This is a genomic window from Exiguobacterium sp. R-39 (assembly GCF_049942815.1).
Taxonomy (GTDB): domain Bacteria; phylum Bacillota; class Bacilli; order Exiguobacteriales; family Exiguobacteriaceae; genus Exiguobacterium_A.
Genome location: NZ_CP187965.1, coordinates 834,712 through 848,597, shown reverse-complemented (window position 1 = coordinate 848,597; position 13,886 = coordinate 834,712). Strand labels below are relative to the sequence as shown.

Below are 13,886 nucleotides of genomic sequence, written 5' to 3'. Positions count from 1 at the left end.
TGTTCCTCCTCTCTAGAAACGGAAATAAATGAAGGGATTGAATGTACTTGCAACCAGTGCAGATGTCGCGAGGAATAACAAAACCATCGCATATCCATATTGCAACGTCTGTCCGATTTTGCCCGATGACTGGACAAATCGTTCTCCAATCCGTTTTGGAATCGGTGTTGCGGCAAGACATGCAAGTGCTAAGATGACACCGTTTTGGACAAGTTGGTAACTCGCACGGTCATCCCAAAGTACGTCCGGCATAAACATTGCTTGAATATACGTGATGGCTTCCGGGAACGTTTCCGATCTGAAAAAGACCCAACCGACCAGAACCAATACGAGTGTCCAGACCGTTGCCAGTACCGGGACTCGCGCCAATAACTTCCCGAGAAATGCTTTTTCAAGCATGATCCAGATTCCGTAATAGACGCCCCAGGCGACGAACGTCCAGCTCGCTCCATGCCAAAGTCCGGTCAACATCCAGACGATTCCGAGGTTCCGGTATTGTCTCCAGGGTGAAACCCGGTTCCCTCCAAGCGGAATGTACACATAATCCCGAAACCATGATCCAAGTGAAATGTGCCAGCGACGCCAAAATTCAGACACTGATTTCGAAATATACGGATAGTTGAAGTTTTCAAGAAAATGAAAGCCGAACATTAATGCAAGTCCGATTGCCATGTCACTGTATCCAGAAAAATCAAAATAGATCTGCAGGGCGTAAGCAATGATCCCAATCCATGCGAGCCCCATTGATAAATCCTTCATATCAAAAATGGCATCTGCTACTTGACCGCAGCCATTTGCTAAAATCAACTTTTTTGATAATCCGATGATGAATCGGCGGACCCCTTTCGAGAAGTCCGATACGGTTTCTTGACGGGATTCAATCTGACTCGCAATCGTGTTGTAGCGGACGATCGGTCCTGCGACCAGTTGCGGGAAAAAGGCGATATACAATGCTAAATCAAGCGGATTTTTTTGCACGGCTTCCTTTTCCTTGTAAATATCGATGACATAACTCATCGCGTGAAATGTATAGAAGGAAATTCCGAGTGGTAAAACGATTTCCGGAACAAAAAAATCGGCATGAAACGTCTTATTGACAGACTGAACAAAAAAACCGCTGTACTTGAACCAGCCAAGTAATCCTAAATTGACAGCAATCATGCTGAACATGATCCATTTCACACCGATGCGGTGGCGGTAGACGTCTACGAATAATGCAAAGAAATAATTAATGCCGACACTTAACAGCATCAATAATGCAAATCGCGGTTCACCAAACGCATAAAAGAAAAGGCTTGCTACGAGGAGCCAGCCATTTCGAAAGCTTCTCGGCAACAGATAATAGACAATCAGTACCGTCGGCAGAAATAAAAACAGAAAAATCGTTGAACTAAATAACATGATAGGATTCCTCCTGTTTGAGCGGAACAAGCCGATTGATGTGTAACATCGTCAACCGGACCCGCATGTCCCCTTCAAGTAAAAATTTGAATGCGATTTTGAAATAGTCGGCTCCTTTAACTCGATTCAGTTGAAAGAAACATGTAGTCGGACCGTCCACTGTCAACCATTCCGTTTCGGAATGCATCCGTTTTTTTTGTCCGTACTGCATCTTAAAGATTTGAATATCACACGGTTCGGTTGCTTCTAATTCACAAGTGAGGGTGATTGTCTCTGCCTGTTCAAAGGAAGCATCTGCCCGATACAATTTTGACGGAGGATACTGAAACCCTTGATCAAACAACTGGATGTACAATTTATTAGTCGGATCGGCTTCTTGAAAATCAAACCAGACCCCTTTCTGATCTTCTTCAAGTAAAATCTTTTCCCGGTTGCCTTGCGGAAAAAATTGATAACTCGCCAGTTCCAGTGGTCGTGAACTCATACCGGTACCTCACTTAAAATAGCATCGACGATCCGCTCAGCCGCATGCCCGTCTCCGTAGGGATTCGCTGCTTGCGCCATCGCGTCGTATGCCATCGGATCTGTCAGCAAGTGATGACCGGCTGTATAAATACGTTCCGGATCCGTTCCGACGAGTTTCAACGTACCGGCCTCGACACCTTCCGGCCGTTCCGTCGTCTCACGTAATACGAGAACCGGGACACCTAACGAAGGAGCTTCTTCCTGAATCCCGCCGGAATCCGTCAAAATCAACGTCGCCCGGGCTGCCAAGTTATGAAAATCGAAGACATCGAGTGGCTCGATTAATCGGATACGCGGATGGTGCTTCAATTGTTCGGCTGCTTCGAGTACAACCGGATTCGGATGGACCGGATAGATAATTTCAATATCCGGATGACTGTCTGCTAATCGTTCAATGGCATCAAAAATCTGCGATAATTGCAGATGATTTTCCCGACGGTGAACAGTCAACAGAATCAACTTGCGACCGCTTGCTGCAAGACTTTTTAAAACGGGATGCGTGTAATCATCAGACACAGTTGTTTTTAATGCGTCAATGACGGTATTACCGGTCACGATGATCGGACTTTTTTTATTCTCGAGGCGCAGATTTTCTGCTGCTTGATCTGTCGGCGCAAAATGGTAATCCGCGAGTACACCCGTCAATTGACGATTCATTTCTTCTGGAAACGGTGCATACTTCTGATACGTCCGTAAACCGGCTTCGACATGTCCAACCGGAATCTGTTGGTAAAAGGCGGCGAGTGAAGCAGCGAATGTCGTTGTCGTATCCCCATGGACCAACACCAAATCCGGTTGCTCTTTTTCCAGGACACGACGCATCGCATTCAAAATCCGTGCCGTCATCTCTTCGAGTGTCTGGCGTGGACGCATCAAATCCAAATCATGATCCGGAACGATTTGGAACAGTTCTAGGACTTGATCCAGCATCTCCCGGTGTTGTGCCGTCACGACGACAATCGGTTCGACTCCTTCTCGTTTTTCCAATGCTTTGACGACAGGTGCCATCTTGATTGCTTCCGGTCTCGTTCCGAACACTAACATGACTCGTTTCATTCGTTCCATCCCCTATCCGTTATTCATGACGACAATTCAATCGTTTCACCGCGTGTTGAACGCTCGATTTCATCACTTCGCCCTGTTCGTTTTTTCGTAACATAATGTGCCGCTTGTTTTTTTGTAAGTTGTTTGTACCAATAAAGGTACTTATTGTACTCCGCCATCGTTTCCGTTGTCGGACCAAACATCCGGACTTCTCCGTACTCGAGCCAAAGGACTTTCGTACAAAAACTTTTGACTTGATTCAAGGAATGACTGACAAAAAAGATTGTTTTTCCTTGGTCACGAAACTCCCGCATCTTATCGAGACATTTTTCCGTAAACGTCTGGTCACCGACTGACAAGGCTTCATCGATAATCAAGATGTCCGGATTGATGTTGATCGAGATTGCAAAACCAAGCCTTGCCCGCATACCGCTCGAGTATGTCTTAACCGCCTGATCAATGAAATCCCCGATATCTGCGAACTCGAGAATTTCCGGCGTGATGGCTTGAATCTGTTTTTTATTCAATCCCATCATCAAGCCTTTCAGTTCAATATTGTCCCGCCCGGTCAATTGGTTGTTCAGACCACTCGAAATCGCAATCAATGCGGATTTACCACCGAGCGTCACACGACCGTAAGTCGGCGGTGTCACGTTCGCAAGCAGGTGCGACAATGTCGATTTACCACTTCCATTGATTCCGACCACTCCAACAATCTCACCTTGCTTGACGGAAAACGAGACGTTTTTCAACGCATAAAAGGGTTTCCCGCTGACTTTACCAAACAACACTTCTTTTAATTTATCGATTGGGCGTGAATATAGGACGTAACGTTTTGAAACATTTTCAAATACGACGTGACTCATGTTTTCTCCTCCTAGACGTAATCAATGAAGTACCGGCGGAATCTCAAATGGACCGCTGCTCCGACTACCAACAGCACGGATGTCACCGTCCAGAAGTAGAAACCGTACCAGACATGATCAAGTAAATAACCGGTTCCAATCAACGCCGAACGGTATCCTTCAATCAAATAGACGAGAGGATTAATCATCAGCAACGTCTTAAACAAACTGTGGTCCGGCGGGATCCACATGATTGGGGTCAAGTACATCAACATCCGGATGGCTGACGTCACCATATTTTGGACATCACGGATCATGGTCGAAAGGGCCGATAACAACAGTGAAACGGCATACAGGAAAATCACACCTGCCGGCACGATATACAACAATTCAAACGTATGCCAGCCCGGGAAATAGCCGAATGCCATCCCCAGAACAATCGTCAACGCAATCATGGCAAGGTGGCGATAGAACTGCGCCAAGATGACATACGCCGGGATTGTACTAAGCGGAAAGTGCATTTTCGAGACTAAAGCGACCCGACCGTAAATCGAACGTGAACCGCTCGGAATCGTACTGCCGATGAAAAACCAGGCAATCAATCCACTGACCAACCAGAAGACAAATGGAATTCCGTCAACAGGATGTCCGCCGCGAATCCCGAAACCAAAGACGACCCAGTAGACACCAATCTGCAGGAGCGGCGTCATGATTTCCCAAAACCAACCGAGGTATTGCATGCTGTATAGACTTTTTGTCTCATAAAGTGAAAGACGAAAGATCAGATAAAAATGATCTTTCAACTCTTTCCCAATTGTATGAATTCCGTTCATATCGCTTTTGCGTCCACTTCCGTCGTTTGATGCGTATGCAAGTTACCGAAGTTTAAGACTGTAACGTCTTCGAGCGGTTGGACGATTCCTTTCGTATCAAATAAGAGTGGTGTCCGCATCTGGTTGGCAAGACGACGTGAATCAAAACGTTTAAACTCATCATGATCGACTAAGACAAGGGCAAGATCCGCTCCCTGAATCGCTTCAATTTCATCTACTAGTTCAAAACGTGAGGAAATCGAACGTTCGACATGCGGATCGCAAACTGCGACATCCAGTCCACGGTCAATCAATTGTTCAATCACATCTACAGCCGGGCTCTCCCGCATATCATCAACGTTTCCTTTATACGTGACGCCAAAGACAGCAATTTTCGGTCGAACACGCGAAGAGACGAGACGCTCGGCCTGTTCTGCGACGAAGTGTGGCATGTTGACATTCGTTTCCCGCGCTGTATGGATGATTCGTGCAAGGGACGGGGCTTTCGCGACAATGAAGTAAGGATCGACTGCAAGGCAGTGTCCCCCGACACCTGGTCCCGGATGATGCAAGTTGACACGTGGATGCATATTCGCCATCTCAATCACGTCCAGCACGTTGATTTCGAGCTTATGGCAGACTTGCGTCAGTTCATTGGCTAACGCGATGTTGACATCCCGGAACGTATTTTCCATCAGCTTCGACATTTCTGCCGTCTTCGCATCCGTCTTAACGATTTCCCCTTGAACAAACGTTTCGTAGACCGCTGCTCCGGCATCTGCACAAGCTGATGTCAAGCCGCCGACGATCCGGTTGTTATGAATGAGTTCATGAAGAATTTGTCCCGGAAGGACACGTTCCGGACAATGGACGACGAATACGTCGTGACCAATGATGAATCCTGCCTCCTCGATTAATGGTCGGACATGATCATCCATCGTCCGCGGAGCGATTGTTGATTCGACGATGATGACGTTGCCTTTTTGAACGTGCGGCAACATATTCTGAACGGCTGACAGGACATACTTCAAGTCACAAGATTTATACGTGTCATTTAAATTCGGTGTCGGAACAGCAATTAAAAAGACATCTGCCGGTTCCGGTGTCAGTGTTGCCCGAAACTTTCCGTTTGCGACGACACGCTTGATGACATCTTCAAGTCCCGGTTCTTCAATATGAATGTCTCCCGCATTCAACATCTTAACGATGCGCGGGTCGATGTCGACCCCGACGACGTCCGTTCCGTGATCTGCAAACATGGCTGAAGAAGGTAATCCAATATATCCGAGTCCGATTGTACAAAGTTTCATTTTGTCATTCCTCCATCTAGGTACGAGTTAGTCCTTCACGTCAGAAAAACTGACTGTGTCGTGGCTGTACCTAGACCATAACGACAATTGCTTGTGTTTCCAATGCTTCTAACCATCTCTTAAACCATTCTTCACAGACCTTACATTCCGCCCTTTTCCTATGCTTTTTGTAAAGCTTGTAAATAAACAACGAACTTTTGTTGCATTCGCGAGAGAAACAACACAATCCGGTCAATTCCATCGTTCTTCAGCGTGGAATTACCTGCATCTTTGTTGTTTCTCGATTCTGTTCTCGTTCATTTACTTCACTAATTCATAGTAGACAGTCAATAATCGGTCTTTTTCTTTATCCCAGTTGTATTTCTGCCGTGCCTGCTTTGTCCGTTCTTTCATCGCCTGACGTAACCCGTCCTCTTCGACGATTTGATTGACGGCAGCGGCAATCGATTGAGGTGATTCAACGTCAACAATCAGTCCGACGGCCTCTGTCTCGACGACACCACGGATTTCCGGTAAATCTGCTGCCACGACCGGGACAAGGGCTGACATGTATTCAAATAATTTATTCGAAGAGGCCGAATAATGGTTAAAACAAACGTTTTCTAACACTTGAAACCCAACTGTCGCTGCTGCTGTATAACTCGGTAACTGATCAAGCGGTACCTTATCCATAAAATGAATACGTTCTCGTTCTGAGGACGTAGCCGCCAGCCGTTGAAGCTCCGGTTTGATTTTTCCGTCGCCAATGAACAACAGTGTGCCGTTTCGAATCAACGGCATCGCTTCAATCAACCGCCCGAGCCCCCGTCCTTCCTGAATACCGCCTTGGTACAATAAAATCGGTTCGTTTTCGTCCATTCCGAGTTCTTGACGGAGCGGGCGTGCTTCCGGTACCGTTTCTTGATAAAATGGATAATTGTGCAACACGGCCGGTCGCTCTCCGTAAAGGGCTAAGTGGTAATCGGCACGTGTCTCATTTTCGACCATCGTCTGATCCACAAATCGTAATAAATGACGTTCTAAACCGCCTTGTCCTTTTCCGTAGCCCGTCCGATCCGTCTGGACTTCATGCGAATCGTAGACGATTTTTGCCCCTCTCGCGGCCGAAATCGCTTGCGGTAATGTATTTAAATCGTTGGCATGCATGATATCGTAGTTCCGCTTACGTGCTGCCCGTGTCATCCGGACAATCCCGAAGCTGTTATAAAGTGCATAGCGGATAAACCGGCTTTTCTGCAACATATACAGAATGACGGCAACCGGAATCAGCCAAGGAACGAACAAGAACAATCCTGCGCCAGCCAGAAGCGTAACCGGGTTACGCTTCTTCAGACGACGAAGGATTGTTTCAAAAGGAGGTGTCCGTTCAATTCGGATGATTTGAAAGCCGCTCGGGTGATACTCCATCGCTGGTAATGTGCCATCATTTAGACAATATAAATCGACGTGATACCCTGCTTCCGCGAGTGCCGTACACTCCCGTAATACACGTGCATCATTCGTAAACGTATTCCAAACAAACATCCCGACCCGTTTCATTCACTCACCCCTACTACTTGAAAATTGGTTTTACGAATCGCTTCAAACAATCGTTCTTGATTTTGTTCCCAGTCAAAATGGGTCTGAACATACGCTACACCCGATTGGCCCATTGCTTCACGCGCTTCCGGATGTTCTGCGAGATACCGGATTTTTCCGACGATTGTCTCACGACACCGCTCCCGTGAGACGAATCCTGCACCGGCCTCTTCAATCACTTTTGCCGCATGTCCTGAAACGGCTCCGACAATCGCACATCCCATTGCCATATAGTCGATGATTTTCCCAGGCGTTACCGTATCGAATGCCGTACTTTCGACTAACGTCGCAAAGGCGATGTCACTTTTCGCAAGTTGTTTCAGCGCGTCCCATCTCGGCATCGCGTTCATGAAATGAATATTCGTCAGTCCGCGTTTTAAGACATGTTCTTCAAACTTTTCTTTATGGTAGCCGTATCCGACGACGTGAAATTCAATGTTTCCATCCTCTTGTAATTGCTCCGCTACATCAAGTAATAAGAACACATCCTGTGCCAATCCAATATTGCCCGTATAGACGACGCGGACCTGCTCCGACACTTTCCTCCGTTTAATCAACCATTCGTTTTCTTCGATTGAATTCGGAATGTAATGAATTTTCTCCGGTGCGATCCCTTTGCTCTCGATATACGAACGAAATCCTTCACTGTTGATGACAATTTGATCGGCCCGATGATACATCCATTTCTCAAGCCAGTAGAGCGGGGCAAGCAACACACGTGACTTCGTGATACCGACACCGACCAGTGATTCCGGCCACAAATCGCGGACATCTAACACGAGTGGTGCTTTTTTGATGAACTTGGCAACGACTCCGACCAGTCCCATAAAGATGGAAGGCGTCGTCGCATAGATGTAGCTATATTGTTTTTGATCCTGCCGTACTTCCCGGACCGCCAGGACAAACTGTTCTAAAAACAACCGGAGCCGTCGCCATAAGTTTGTCGTCGCCCGCAGGTCACGTGGTTGAATCCGGGTAATATTAGCTGCATCCAAACTTGGTTCGTCCCAAAACATCGCGTCCGTATACAATTCCGCCGTCGGGTACAGTGGTTCTGATGTAAGGACGTGGACGTTACTTCCTTGTTGTTCCATCCGTTTAAAGATATTTTTCATCCGATTGGCAGCACTGCCGATTTCCGGATAGAAATTTTGACAGATCATCAACACATTCATCGTCTCCGGGCCCGTCTTTGTTTGAGCTTTCGCCGGAACTTCCAGTAACGGACGGCGATTTTTCCAAGTTTTGAATTTGCCAGTGATTGGTATTTTAATTTCCATTGCGTATTCGCCTCCAAGACATCCAGATTCGATACAAGTGCTCCTTCATACCGTTCGAGGACCAACTGATACTGTTGTGCCAACAGTGCAATCGTTTCTTCTTGTTCGGTCACTTGTTGTAACAGCCGCTCATGTTCTGATGATAACTCCGCATATTCCTGCTCATTGGTCTGCTGTTTCAGCTGTTTCTGCTCCCATTTCTTTTGCTGGTTTTTTAATCGAACGATTTCAGTCAAATGCATCCGCTCGATTGCTTCAAAAGCCGTTTCCAACCAGTCGATTTCTTGATTCGTCATACTGCGGACCTGTTGTTTTTCCTCATGAAGCGTCACAATCACGCCTAACCACTTGTCCATCCGCTCCAATCGATCAATCGTTCCATAGGGTGTCAATTGCTCCAACAAATGATGTAAATAATACGTCCGCTTATGGTCAGCATAGTCATTGACACCAAACGGAACCGTTACGACAAGCCGTCCACCCGGTTTCAGGAAGGAACAGGCTTTTTGGACAAACCGTTCAGGTTCGCCGATATGCTCGAGAACTTCCGTCATCAAGACCGTATCAAAACGTTGACTGTTTGAAAACGTCATCAGATTGGCTTCTTCAAACTGAATCAACTCTTTGACCGAACGTGCTTCTTTTTCCAATGCTTGTCTTGACTCTGTGATGGCTTCCGGTGAGACATCGATTCCCACAACCTGTTTCCCTTCACGACCGAGTAAAATCGGGACGAGTCCTCCTGAACAACCGATGTCGAGAATCTGACTGCCCTTTGTCTCGCGAATAATCCAGTGAATCCGTGAGCGGACTTTTTTTCCGAACTGGACTCCGAGTTGGTCATAATAAGCGGCACGGATTTCATCTTTTGGTCGTGTCATCTGTTTTGTTGGCATCACCGTACCTCCTCTAATAACAATGCTTGAATAGCATCAGTCTGTTTTTTATCCGCAAGTTCAACGAATCGGCGGATCAACGGATTCGTCAATGTCACCGGTTCATAAAAAGCGACAATCATTCGGAGGAGCGCGACGCTCGGACCAAAATCTTTATCACTGCAGTAACGAAGTTTCACCAAATACCAATGTTCAAAAAAGTGTTCGAAGCGGGTTTCTTTGTAGGCATCGAGGACACCATAACGTGCAAACTTTTCAGCCCGGGCCTTTTCCCGGACGACGCTGCGTTCAAAGAAGCGAACGGTCAGGGAGTTGACAGTCGAACCTGCTACTGCGGCGTAGTAATAATGAATGACACGGTTGACGAGTAAGACACGGTCCGCATGCAACATCATTTCTTGGAAAAACAAGGAGTCTTGTCCGACGGCTCCGACGACTTGCTCCAGCTGATGATTCTGCAAAAAGCTTTTCTTGACGACTAACGCTTGAATACTTTGGACGGAAAAGCGGTTCTCTAGCAAATACGTTTTAGGTTGATCGCAAACCATCCGTCCTTCTTTCCGAACTTTCGGTAAAGCGATGATACTTGTTTTTTCGGCCAGCTTTTTCATATGTCCGACTGCAAAATCGAGTGTCGGGTCTTGATCGAGTTCCTTCAACAATTCGGCATACCGGTCACTCAACACTTCGTTATCAGGATCCAGGAACGCAATCCGTTCGGCACGCGCCAGTTCAACACCCTTATTGCGCGGACGTGACGCACTGCCGCTTCCGCCTGTCGGGAACAGGTAGGTTACGACGTTGCCGTGTCGTCGCGCGAGACGATTAATCGCTAGTAACGTCATCCGGTCTGTTGATCCATCATCCACTAAGATAATTTCCGTCTCGGCAAATCGATCCATTCGTTTTAAACTGGCAAAGCATTTATACGTGAGATGATATCCATTATTAAAAATCGGCACGACGACGGACAGTATCGGTGTTTCAACAGCAGATGACTTCCCTTGTTCGTTCCACTCGAGTGCATCAAGAAGCAATGTTTTGCCTGCCATCTTCCCTTCACTGAACTGTTCATAAGAAAAGTCAGCACGCCAAATCATACTGCCACCCGTCCGGCCCAGCTCGTCCTGAATGACGAATGGTATCTCATCTTGAGCTGTTTTACGGACAATGCTGGCATCACTGTATTTAAATCCGTTCACTAAATCTTCAAGGTAGTACTCTCCGTATGACTCCGTCCCATCAAGTACAGCGACTAAATCGGTCTGCTCGTATAATTCTTTCGTCAGGTCTTCTTCGCGGTAAATCCAATCCGGTGATACGGTTTGGTGTTCTAGCATCCGGTTTAGCTCCGGTGTCACTTTTCGTAAGACAACCAGGAGTTTTCGTCGCAACGGCTGGACAGGTAATTTCAGCAAGCGGGCCATCTGATCAATCCGGTCATAGACGGTATGGGATGACATGACGGAACGAATGCCTTCTGCCCGGAGTCGCTTCACGTCATCCCCGGTCGTACGTTCTAAAATCGCTTGCGCCTCTTGATGATCATGGACGGTAAACACGTTCGGAAAATCATTGTTGACGGCGATGCTGTAATTCGACAAAATCAGATTTCCGAGTGCTTGGGATTCATAGATTCGTCGTGCACACATCGTTTTACTATATTTAATGCTGTTTAAATTCAACACCCAGTCATAACACTTACTGACTTGTTGCAATGTCTCATAAGGAATCGATGGTGCGACGCGCGAGACGTAACGTTGCGGAAAATGATAATCCGGTAAGTTCAACTGATAGTTGCGGTCAACGATATCGAGTGTATGATCGGAACGTAAGACACCATCAAATAACATCTCGGTGTCTTTGACACGCTCCGGATACTTTGCCATCCAGCTGCCGGCAAACAACACGTGTTTGTTTCGACTGCGTGTCGCACCAATCGGATTATGGATGATTGGATTCACCCCGAACGTCGTCGCTTCAATCCGGTCATGCCCGCATAACACTTGATATTCCGGAATCATCGCTTCGTCTGACGTCAAAATATAATCCGCTTCCTTTGCCACATCACTAAAACGGTCAAAGTTGCTTGGATCCTCTGTCGATTGAAAAACAACCGGTATTTCTTTCCCCTTCACCTGCCGAATCATTTCCATCAGACGGGCCCGTTTTTTGGAGGTCGGTGTGGCGACACCTTTCCAGTCATCTCCCTGAAGTCCTTTCCATGAGGATACGACCAGGAACAGGTCAATCGGTTTTTCAAATACCTCTTCAAACGTTGCCGGATTGACGTAGTGTAAGTGGAGCGCATCTTGATAGTAGGCATACATGAATTCGGAACAGACGATGGCGACTTCCAGTGGCCGCTGCTCAAAATAACGCGTTCCGCTGTGCAGGGGAATATCTGCATATGCAATCTCCTGTAACAATCCGCTGTTACTTTGTTCGTGATAAGTCGTTGTTGTTGAAGGACGTCCGGAAGTATTAGGCCGGATTCCGGTCTTCATCGTCAGTACCGGGAGTTTCTGTAAACGTTCAATGGAAGCAACACTTGCCTTTGATTCCAATCGAAGCCGTTGCTTCTCCTCGCGTACCCATTGAAGTTGTTTCATGACTGCTTTTTTAAATTGTTGTCCACTCACGCGTATACACCCTTCCTTCTTTCATCTCCCTATCAGTCTACGAGTCCAGTTCAAAGGAGACTTAAAGGATCTGCAAGGTTTTTGTAAAGACTTGGTGAAGCCTTTAACGGTTTCCCGGACATTCGTCATGAAATCAGGACAAAAATGCGTGGAGTCGATTTGGTTCACAACGTGTTTCGCACAAAACAATGAACTCAAACCTGTCGCTTTTCGTTTTAGAACAATCAATTGGGGTAAATGTAAAAGTATTGATGATAAGGGAGATGACAAAATCATGACGGATAAAAAACAAGACTTGCCAAACAAAACAGCAGATGTCGGCTTACACCCGGATCCGGAACCCGCGGAAACATCTGATCCCGGTATCAAACCGGCTGAAACACAGCATCCGGATCCAGACTTGGAAGAATTAAAAAAAGATCCCGCTGATCAATAAATAGGATTTTCCATAAAAAAAGGTTTTGCTCTCCCATAAAGGAAAGCAAAACCTTTTTTGACGTCTTCTTATAACTTGACCAACAATTTTCCTGTATTCGAACCATCAAACAGTCCGAGAAACGCATCCGGCACTTGATCAAACCCTTCAAAAATCGTTTCTTCATACTTTAATTCACCGTTATTGACCCATTGTCCCAGCTGTTCCGCTGCCTCTTTAAAACGTTTTCCGTAATCTCCGACTAAGAAACCTTGCATCCGGGCACGGGCGATGATCAGTTTGGATTGCACACGTGGCCCAATATCTTCTTTTTCATTGTAACCGGAAATTGCTCCACAGACCGGGATACGGGCAAATGGATTTAAGCGGTTGAGTACTGCATCACCGATTTCCCCGCCGACATTTTCAAAATAGACATCGACGCCGTCCGGACAGGTCCGATCGAGTGCTTCTCCGATTTGCTCCGTTTTGTAATTGATGACTTCATCAAATCCGAGTTCTTCTTTGAGATACTGAATTTTTTCATCACTTCCCGCAATACCGACGACCCGTGCACCTTTGATTTTAGCAATTTGTCCGACAATCGAGCCGACTGCTCCGGCTGCTGCCGAGACGACAACCGTTTCACCGGGCTGTGGATTCCCGATATCCAGTAATCCGAAATAAGCCGTCATACCAGTCATCCCAAGTACACCAAGTGCCGTTGAGACAGGTGCCAATGATGCATCAATTTTACGGACTTGTTTGGCATCCACGACTAATTTTGTTGCCCAATCAAGCATTCCGACGACGATGTCGCCGACTTCGAGTGTATCCGCTTTTGATTCGATGACACGTGCGACTACGCCTCCTTGAATCGGTGCATCCAGTTCAAATGGCTGAGAGTAAGAGCGGGAATCGTTCATTCGTCCCCGCATGTATGGATCAACTGAGATATAAAGCGTCTCTAACAGGACTTGATCCGTTTGCAACTCATTCAGTTCAATCTTTTCGTACCGGAACGTCTCCCGTGTCGGACGTCCGTCCGGTCTGTTGGCTAATACGATTTGTTGTTCTGACATAACTGTTCCCTCCCCGATTTTTACTCTTTCACTCTAGCAGTCCTATCCTGTGAGTG

12 protein-coding genes are annotated in these 13,886 nt (G+C 46.7%); 1 reads left to right on the top strand and 11 read right to left on the bottom strand.

The window, feature by feature from the left end:
* Positions 1 to 12: 12 nt before the first annotated feature.
* From ACP26N_RS04365 to ACP26N_RS04320, 10 genes are all read right to left on the bottom strand, one after another.
* Complete coding sequence (locus ACP26N_RS04365; RefSeq protein ID WP_131973211.1) at positions 13 to 1,401, bottom strand: MBOAT family O-acyltransferase; 1,389 nt, start codon at positions 1,399 to 1,401, stop codon at positions 13 to 15.
* Complete coding sequence (locus ACP26N_RS04360; protein WP_214854079.1) at positions 1,391 to 1,885, bottom strand: hypothetical protein; 495 nt, start codon at positions 1,883 to 1,885, stop codon at positions 1,391 to 1,393. Before ACP26N_RS04360 ends, ACP26N_RS04365 begins: the two co-directional genes overlap by 11 nt.
* The gene (gene wecB / locus ACP26N_RS04355) at positions 1,882 to 2,982 is read right to left on the bottom strand and encodes a non-hydrolyzing UDP-N-acetylglucosamine 2-epimerase (protein WP_131973213.1); all 1,101 of its coding nucleotides are present in this window, start codon (positions 2,980 to 2,982) and stop codon (positions 1,882 to 1,884) included. Before wecB ends, ACP26N_RS04360 begins: the two co-directional genes overlap by 4 nt.
* Before the next feature lie 23 nt (positions 2,983 to 3,005).
* Positions 3,006 to 3,836, bottom strand: coding sequence for an ABC transporter ATP-binding protein (locus ACP26N_RS04350; RefSeq protein ID WP_214854082.1), 831 nt, complete (start codon positions 3,834 to 3,836; stop codon positions 3,006 to 3,008).
* 11 nt (positions 3,837 to 3,847) lie between these two features.
* Positions 3,848 to 4,648 carry an ABC transporter permease gene (locus ACP26N_RS04345; protein WP_214854085.1) on the bottom strand — a complete coding sequence of 267 codons (801 nt, stop codon included), beginning with the start codon at positions 4,646 to 4,648 and terminating at the stop codon, positions 3,848 to 3,850.
* Positions 4,645 to 5,937: a nucleotide sugar dehydrogenase gene (locus tag ACP26N_RS04340; RefSeq protein ID WP_426354861.1), complete on the bottom strand. Its 1,293-nt coding sequence runs from the start codon at positions 5,935 to 5,937 to the stop codon at positions 4,645 to 4,647. The genes ACP26N_RS04345 and ACP26N_RS04340 overlap by 4 nt, the downstream gene beginning before the upstream one ends.
* A gap of 300 nt (positions 5,938 to 6,237) precedes the next feature.
* Positions 6,238 to 7,476 carry a glycosyltransferase gene (locus ACP26N_RS04335; RefSeq protein ID WP_426354859.1) on the bottom strand — a complete coding sequence of 413 codons (1,239 nt, stop codon included), beginning with the start codon at positions 7,474 to 7,476 and terminating at the stop codon, positions 6,238 to 6,240.
* Complete coding sequence (locus ACP26N_RS04330; protein ID WP_426354857.1) at positions 7,473 to 8,795, bottom strand: glycosyltransferase family 4 protein; 1,323 nt, start codon at positions 8,793 to 8,795, stop codon at positions 7,473 to 7,475. Before ACP26N_RS04330 ends, ACP26N_RS04335 begins: the two co-directional genes overlap by 4 nt.
* The gene (locus ACP26N_RS04325) at positions 8,687 to 9,691 is read right to left on the bottom strand and encodes a methyltransferase domain-containing protein (protein ID WP_426354856.1); all 1,005 of its coding nucleotides are present in this window, start codon (positions 9,689 to 9,691) and stop codon (positions 8,687 to 8,689) included. The genes ACP26N_RS04330 and ACP26N_RS04325 overlap by 109 nt, the downstream gene beginning before the upstream one ends.
* A complete protein-coding gene (locus ACP26N_RS04320) occupies positions 9,691 to 12,333 on the bottom strand; it encodes a glycosyltransferase (protein ID WP_131503939.1) in 2,643 nt (880 codons plus the stop codon). Before ACP26N_RS04320 ends, ACP26N_RS04325 begins: the two co-directional genes overlap by 1 nt.
* 274 nt (positions 12,334 to 12,607) lie before the next feature.
* On the opposite strand from ACP26N_RS04320, the gene ACP26N_RS04315 reads away from it, so the two are divergent.
* On the top strand, positions 12,608 to 12,769 hold the full coding sequence (locus tag ACP26N_RS04315; protein WP_165871660.1) for a hypothetical protein: 162 nt from the start codon (positions 12,608 to 12,610) through the stop codon (positions 12,767 to 12,769).
* A gap of 68 nt (positions 12,770 to 12,837) precedes the next feature.
* On the opposite strand, the gene ACP26N_RS04310 is transcribed toward ACP26N_RS04315, so the two are convergent.
* A complete protein-coding gene (locus tag ACP26N_RS04310) occupies positions 12,838 to 13,830 on the bottom strand; it encodes an NADP-dependent oxidoreductase (protein WP_131973215.1) in 993 nt (330 codons plus the stop codon).
* Positions 13,831 to 13,886 lie beyond the last annotated feature (56 nt).

What these genes read in the sequence shown, in the direction of transcription:
- ACP26N_RS04365 (WP_131973211.1), bottom strand. Translation starts at nt 1,401, where the DNA reads ATGTTATTTAGTTCAACGATTTTTCTGTTTTTATTTCTGCCGACGGTA.
- ACP26N_RS04360 (WP_214854079.1), bottom strand. Translation starts at nt 1,885, where the DNA reads ATGAGTTCACGACCACTGGAACTGGCGAGTTATCAATTTTTTCCGCAA.
- wecB (WP_131973213.1), bottom strand. Translation starts at nt 2,982, where the DNA reads ATGAAACGAGTCATGTTAGTGTTCGGAACGAGACCGGAAGCAATCAAG.
- ACP26N_RS04350 (WP_214854082.1), bottom strand. Translation starts at nt 3,836, where the DNA reads ATGAGTCACGTCGTATTTGAAAATGTTTCAAAACGTTACGTCCTATAT.
- ACP26N_RS04345 (WP_214854085.1), bottom strand. Translation starts at nt 4,648, where the DNA reads ATGAACGGAATTCATACAATTGGGAAAGAGTTGAAAGATCATTTTTAT.
- ACP26N_RS04340 (WP_426354861.1), bottom strand. Translation starts at nt 5,937, where the DNA reads ATGAAACTTTGTACAATCGGACTCGGATATATTGGATTACCTTCTTCA.
- ACP26N_RS04335 (WP_426354859.1), bottom strand. Translation starts at nt 7,476, where the DNA reads ATGAAACGGGTCGGGATGTTTGTTTGGAATACGTTTACGAATGATGCA.
- ACP26N_RS04330 (WP_426354857.1), bottom strand. Translation starts at nt 8,795, where the DNA reads ATGGAAATTAAAATACCAATCACTGGCAAATTCAAAACTTGGAAAAAT.
- ACP26N_RS04325 (WP_426354856.1), bottom strand. Translation starts at nt 9,691, where the DNA reads ATGCCAACAAAACAGATGACACGACCAAAAGATGAAATCCGTGCCGCT.
- ACP26N_RS04315 (WP_165871660.1), top strand. Translation starts at nt 12,608, where the DNA reads ATGACGGATAAAAAACAAGACTTGCCAAACAAAACAGCAGATGTCGGC.
- ACP26N_RS04310 (WP_131973215.1), bottom strand. Translation starts at nt 13,830, where the DNA reads ATGTCAGAACAACAAATCGTATTAGCCAACAGACCGGACGGACGTCCG.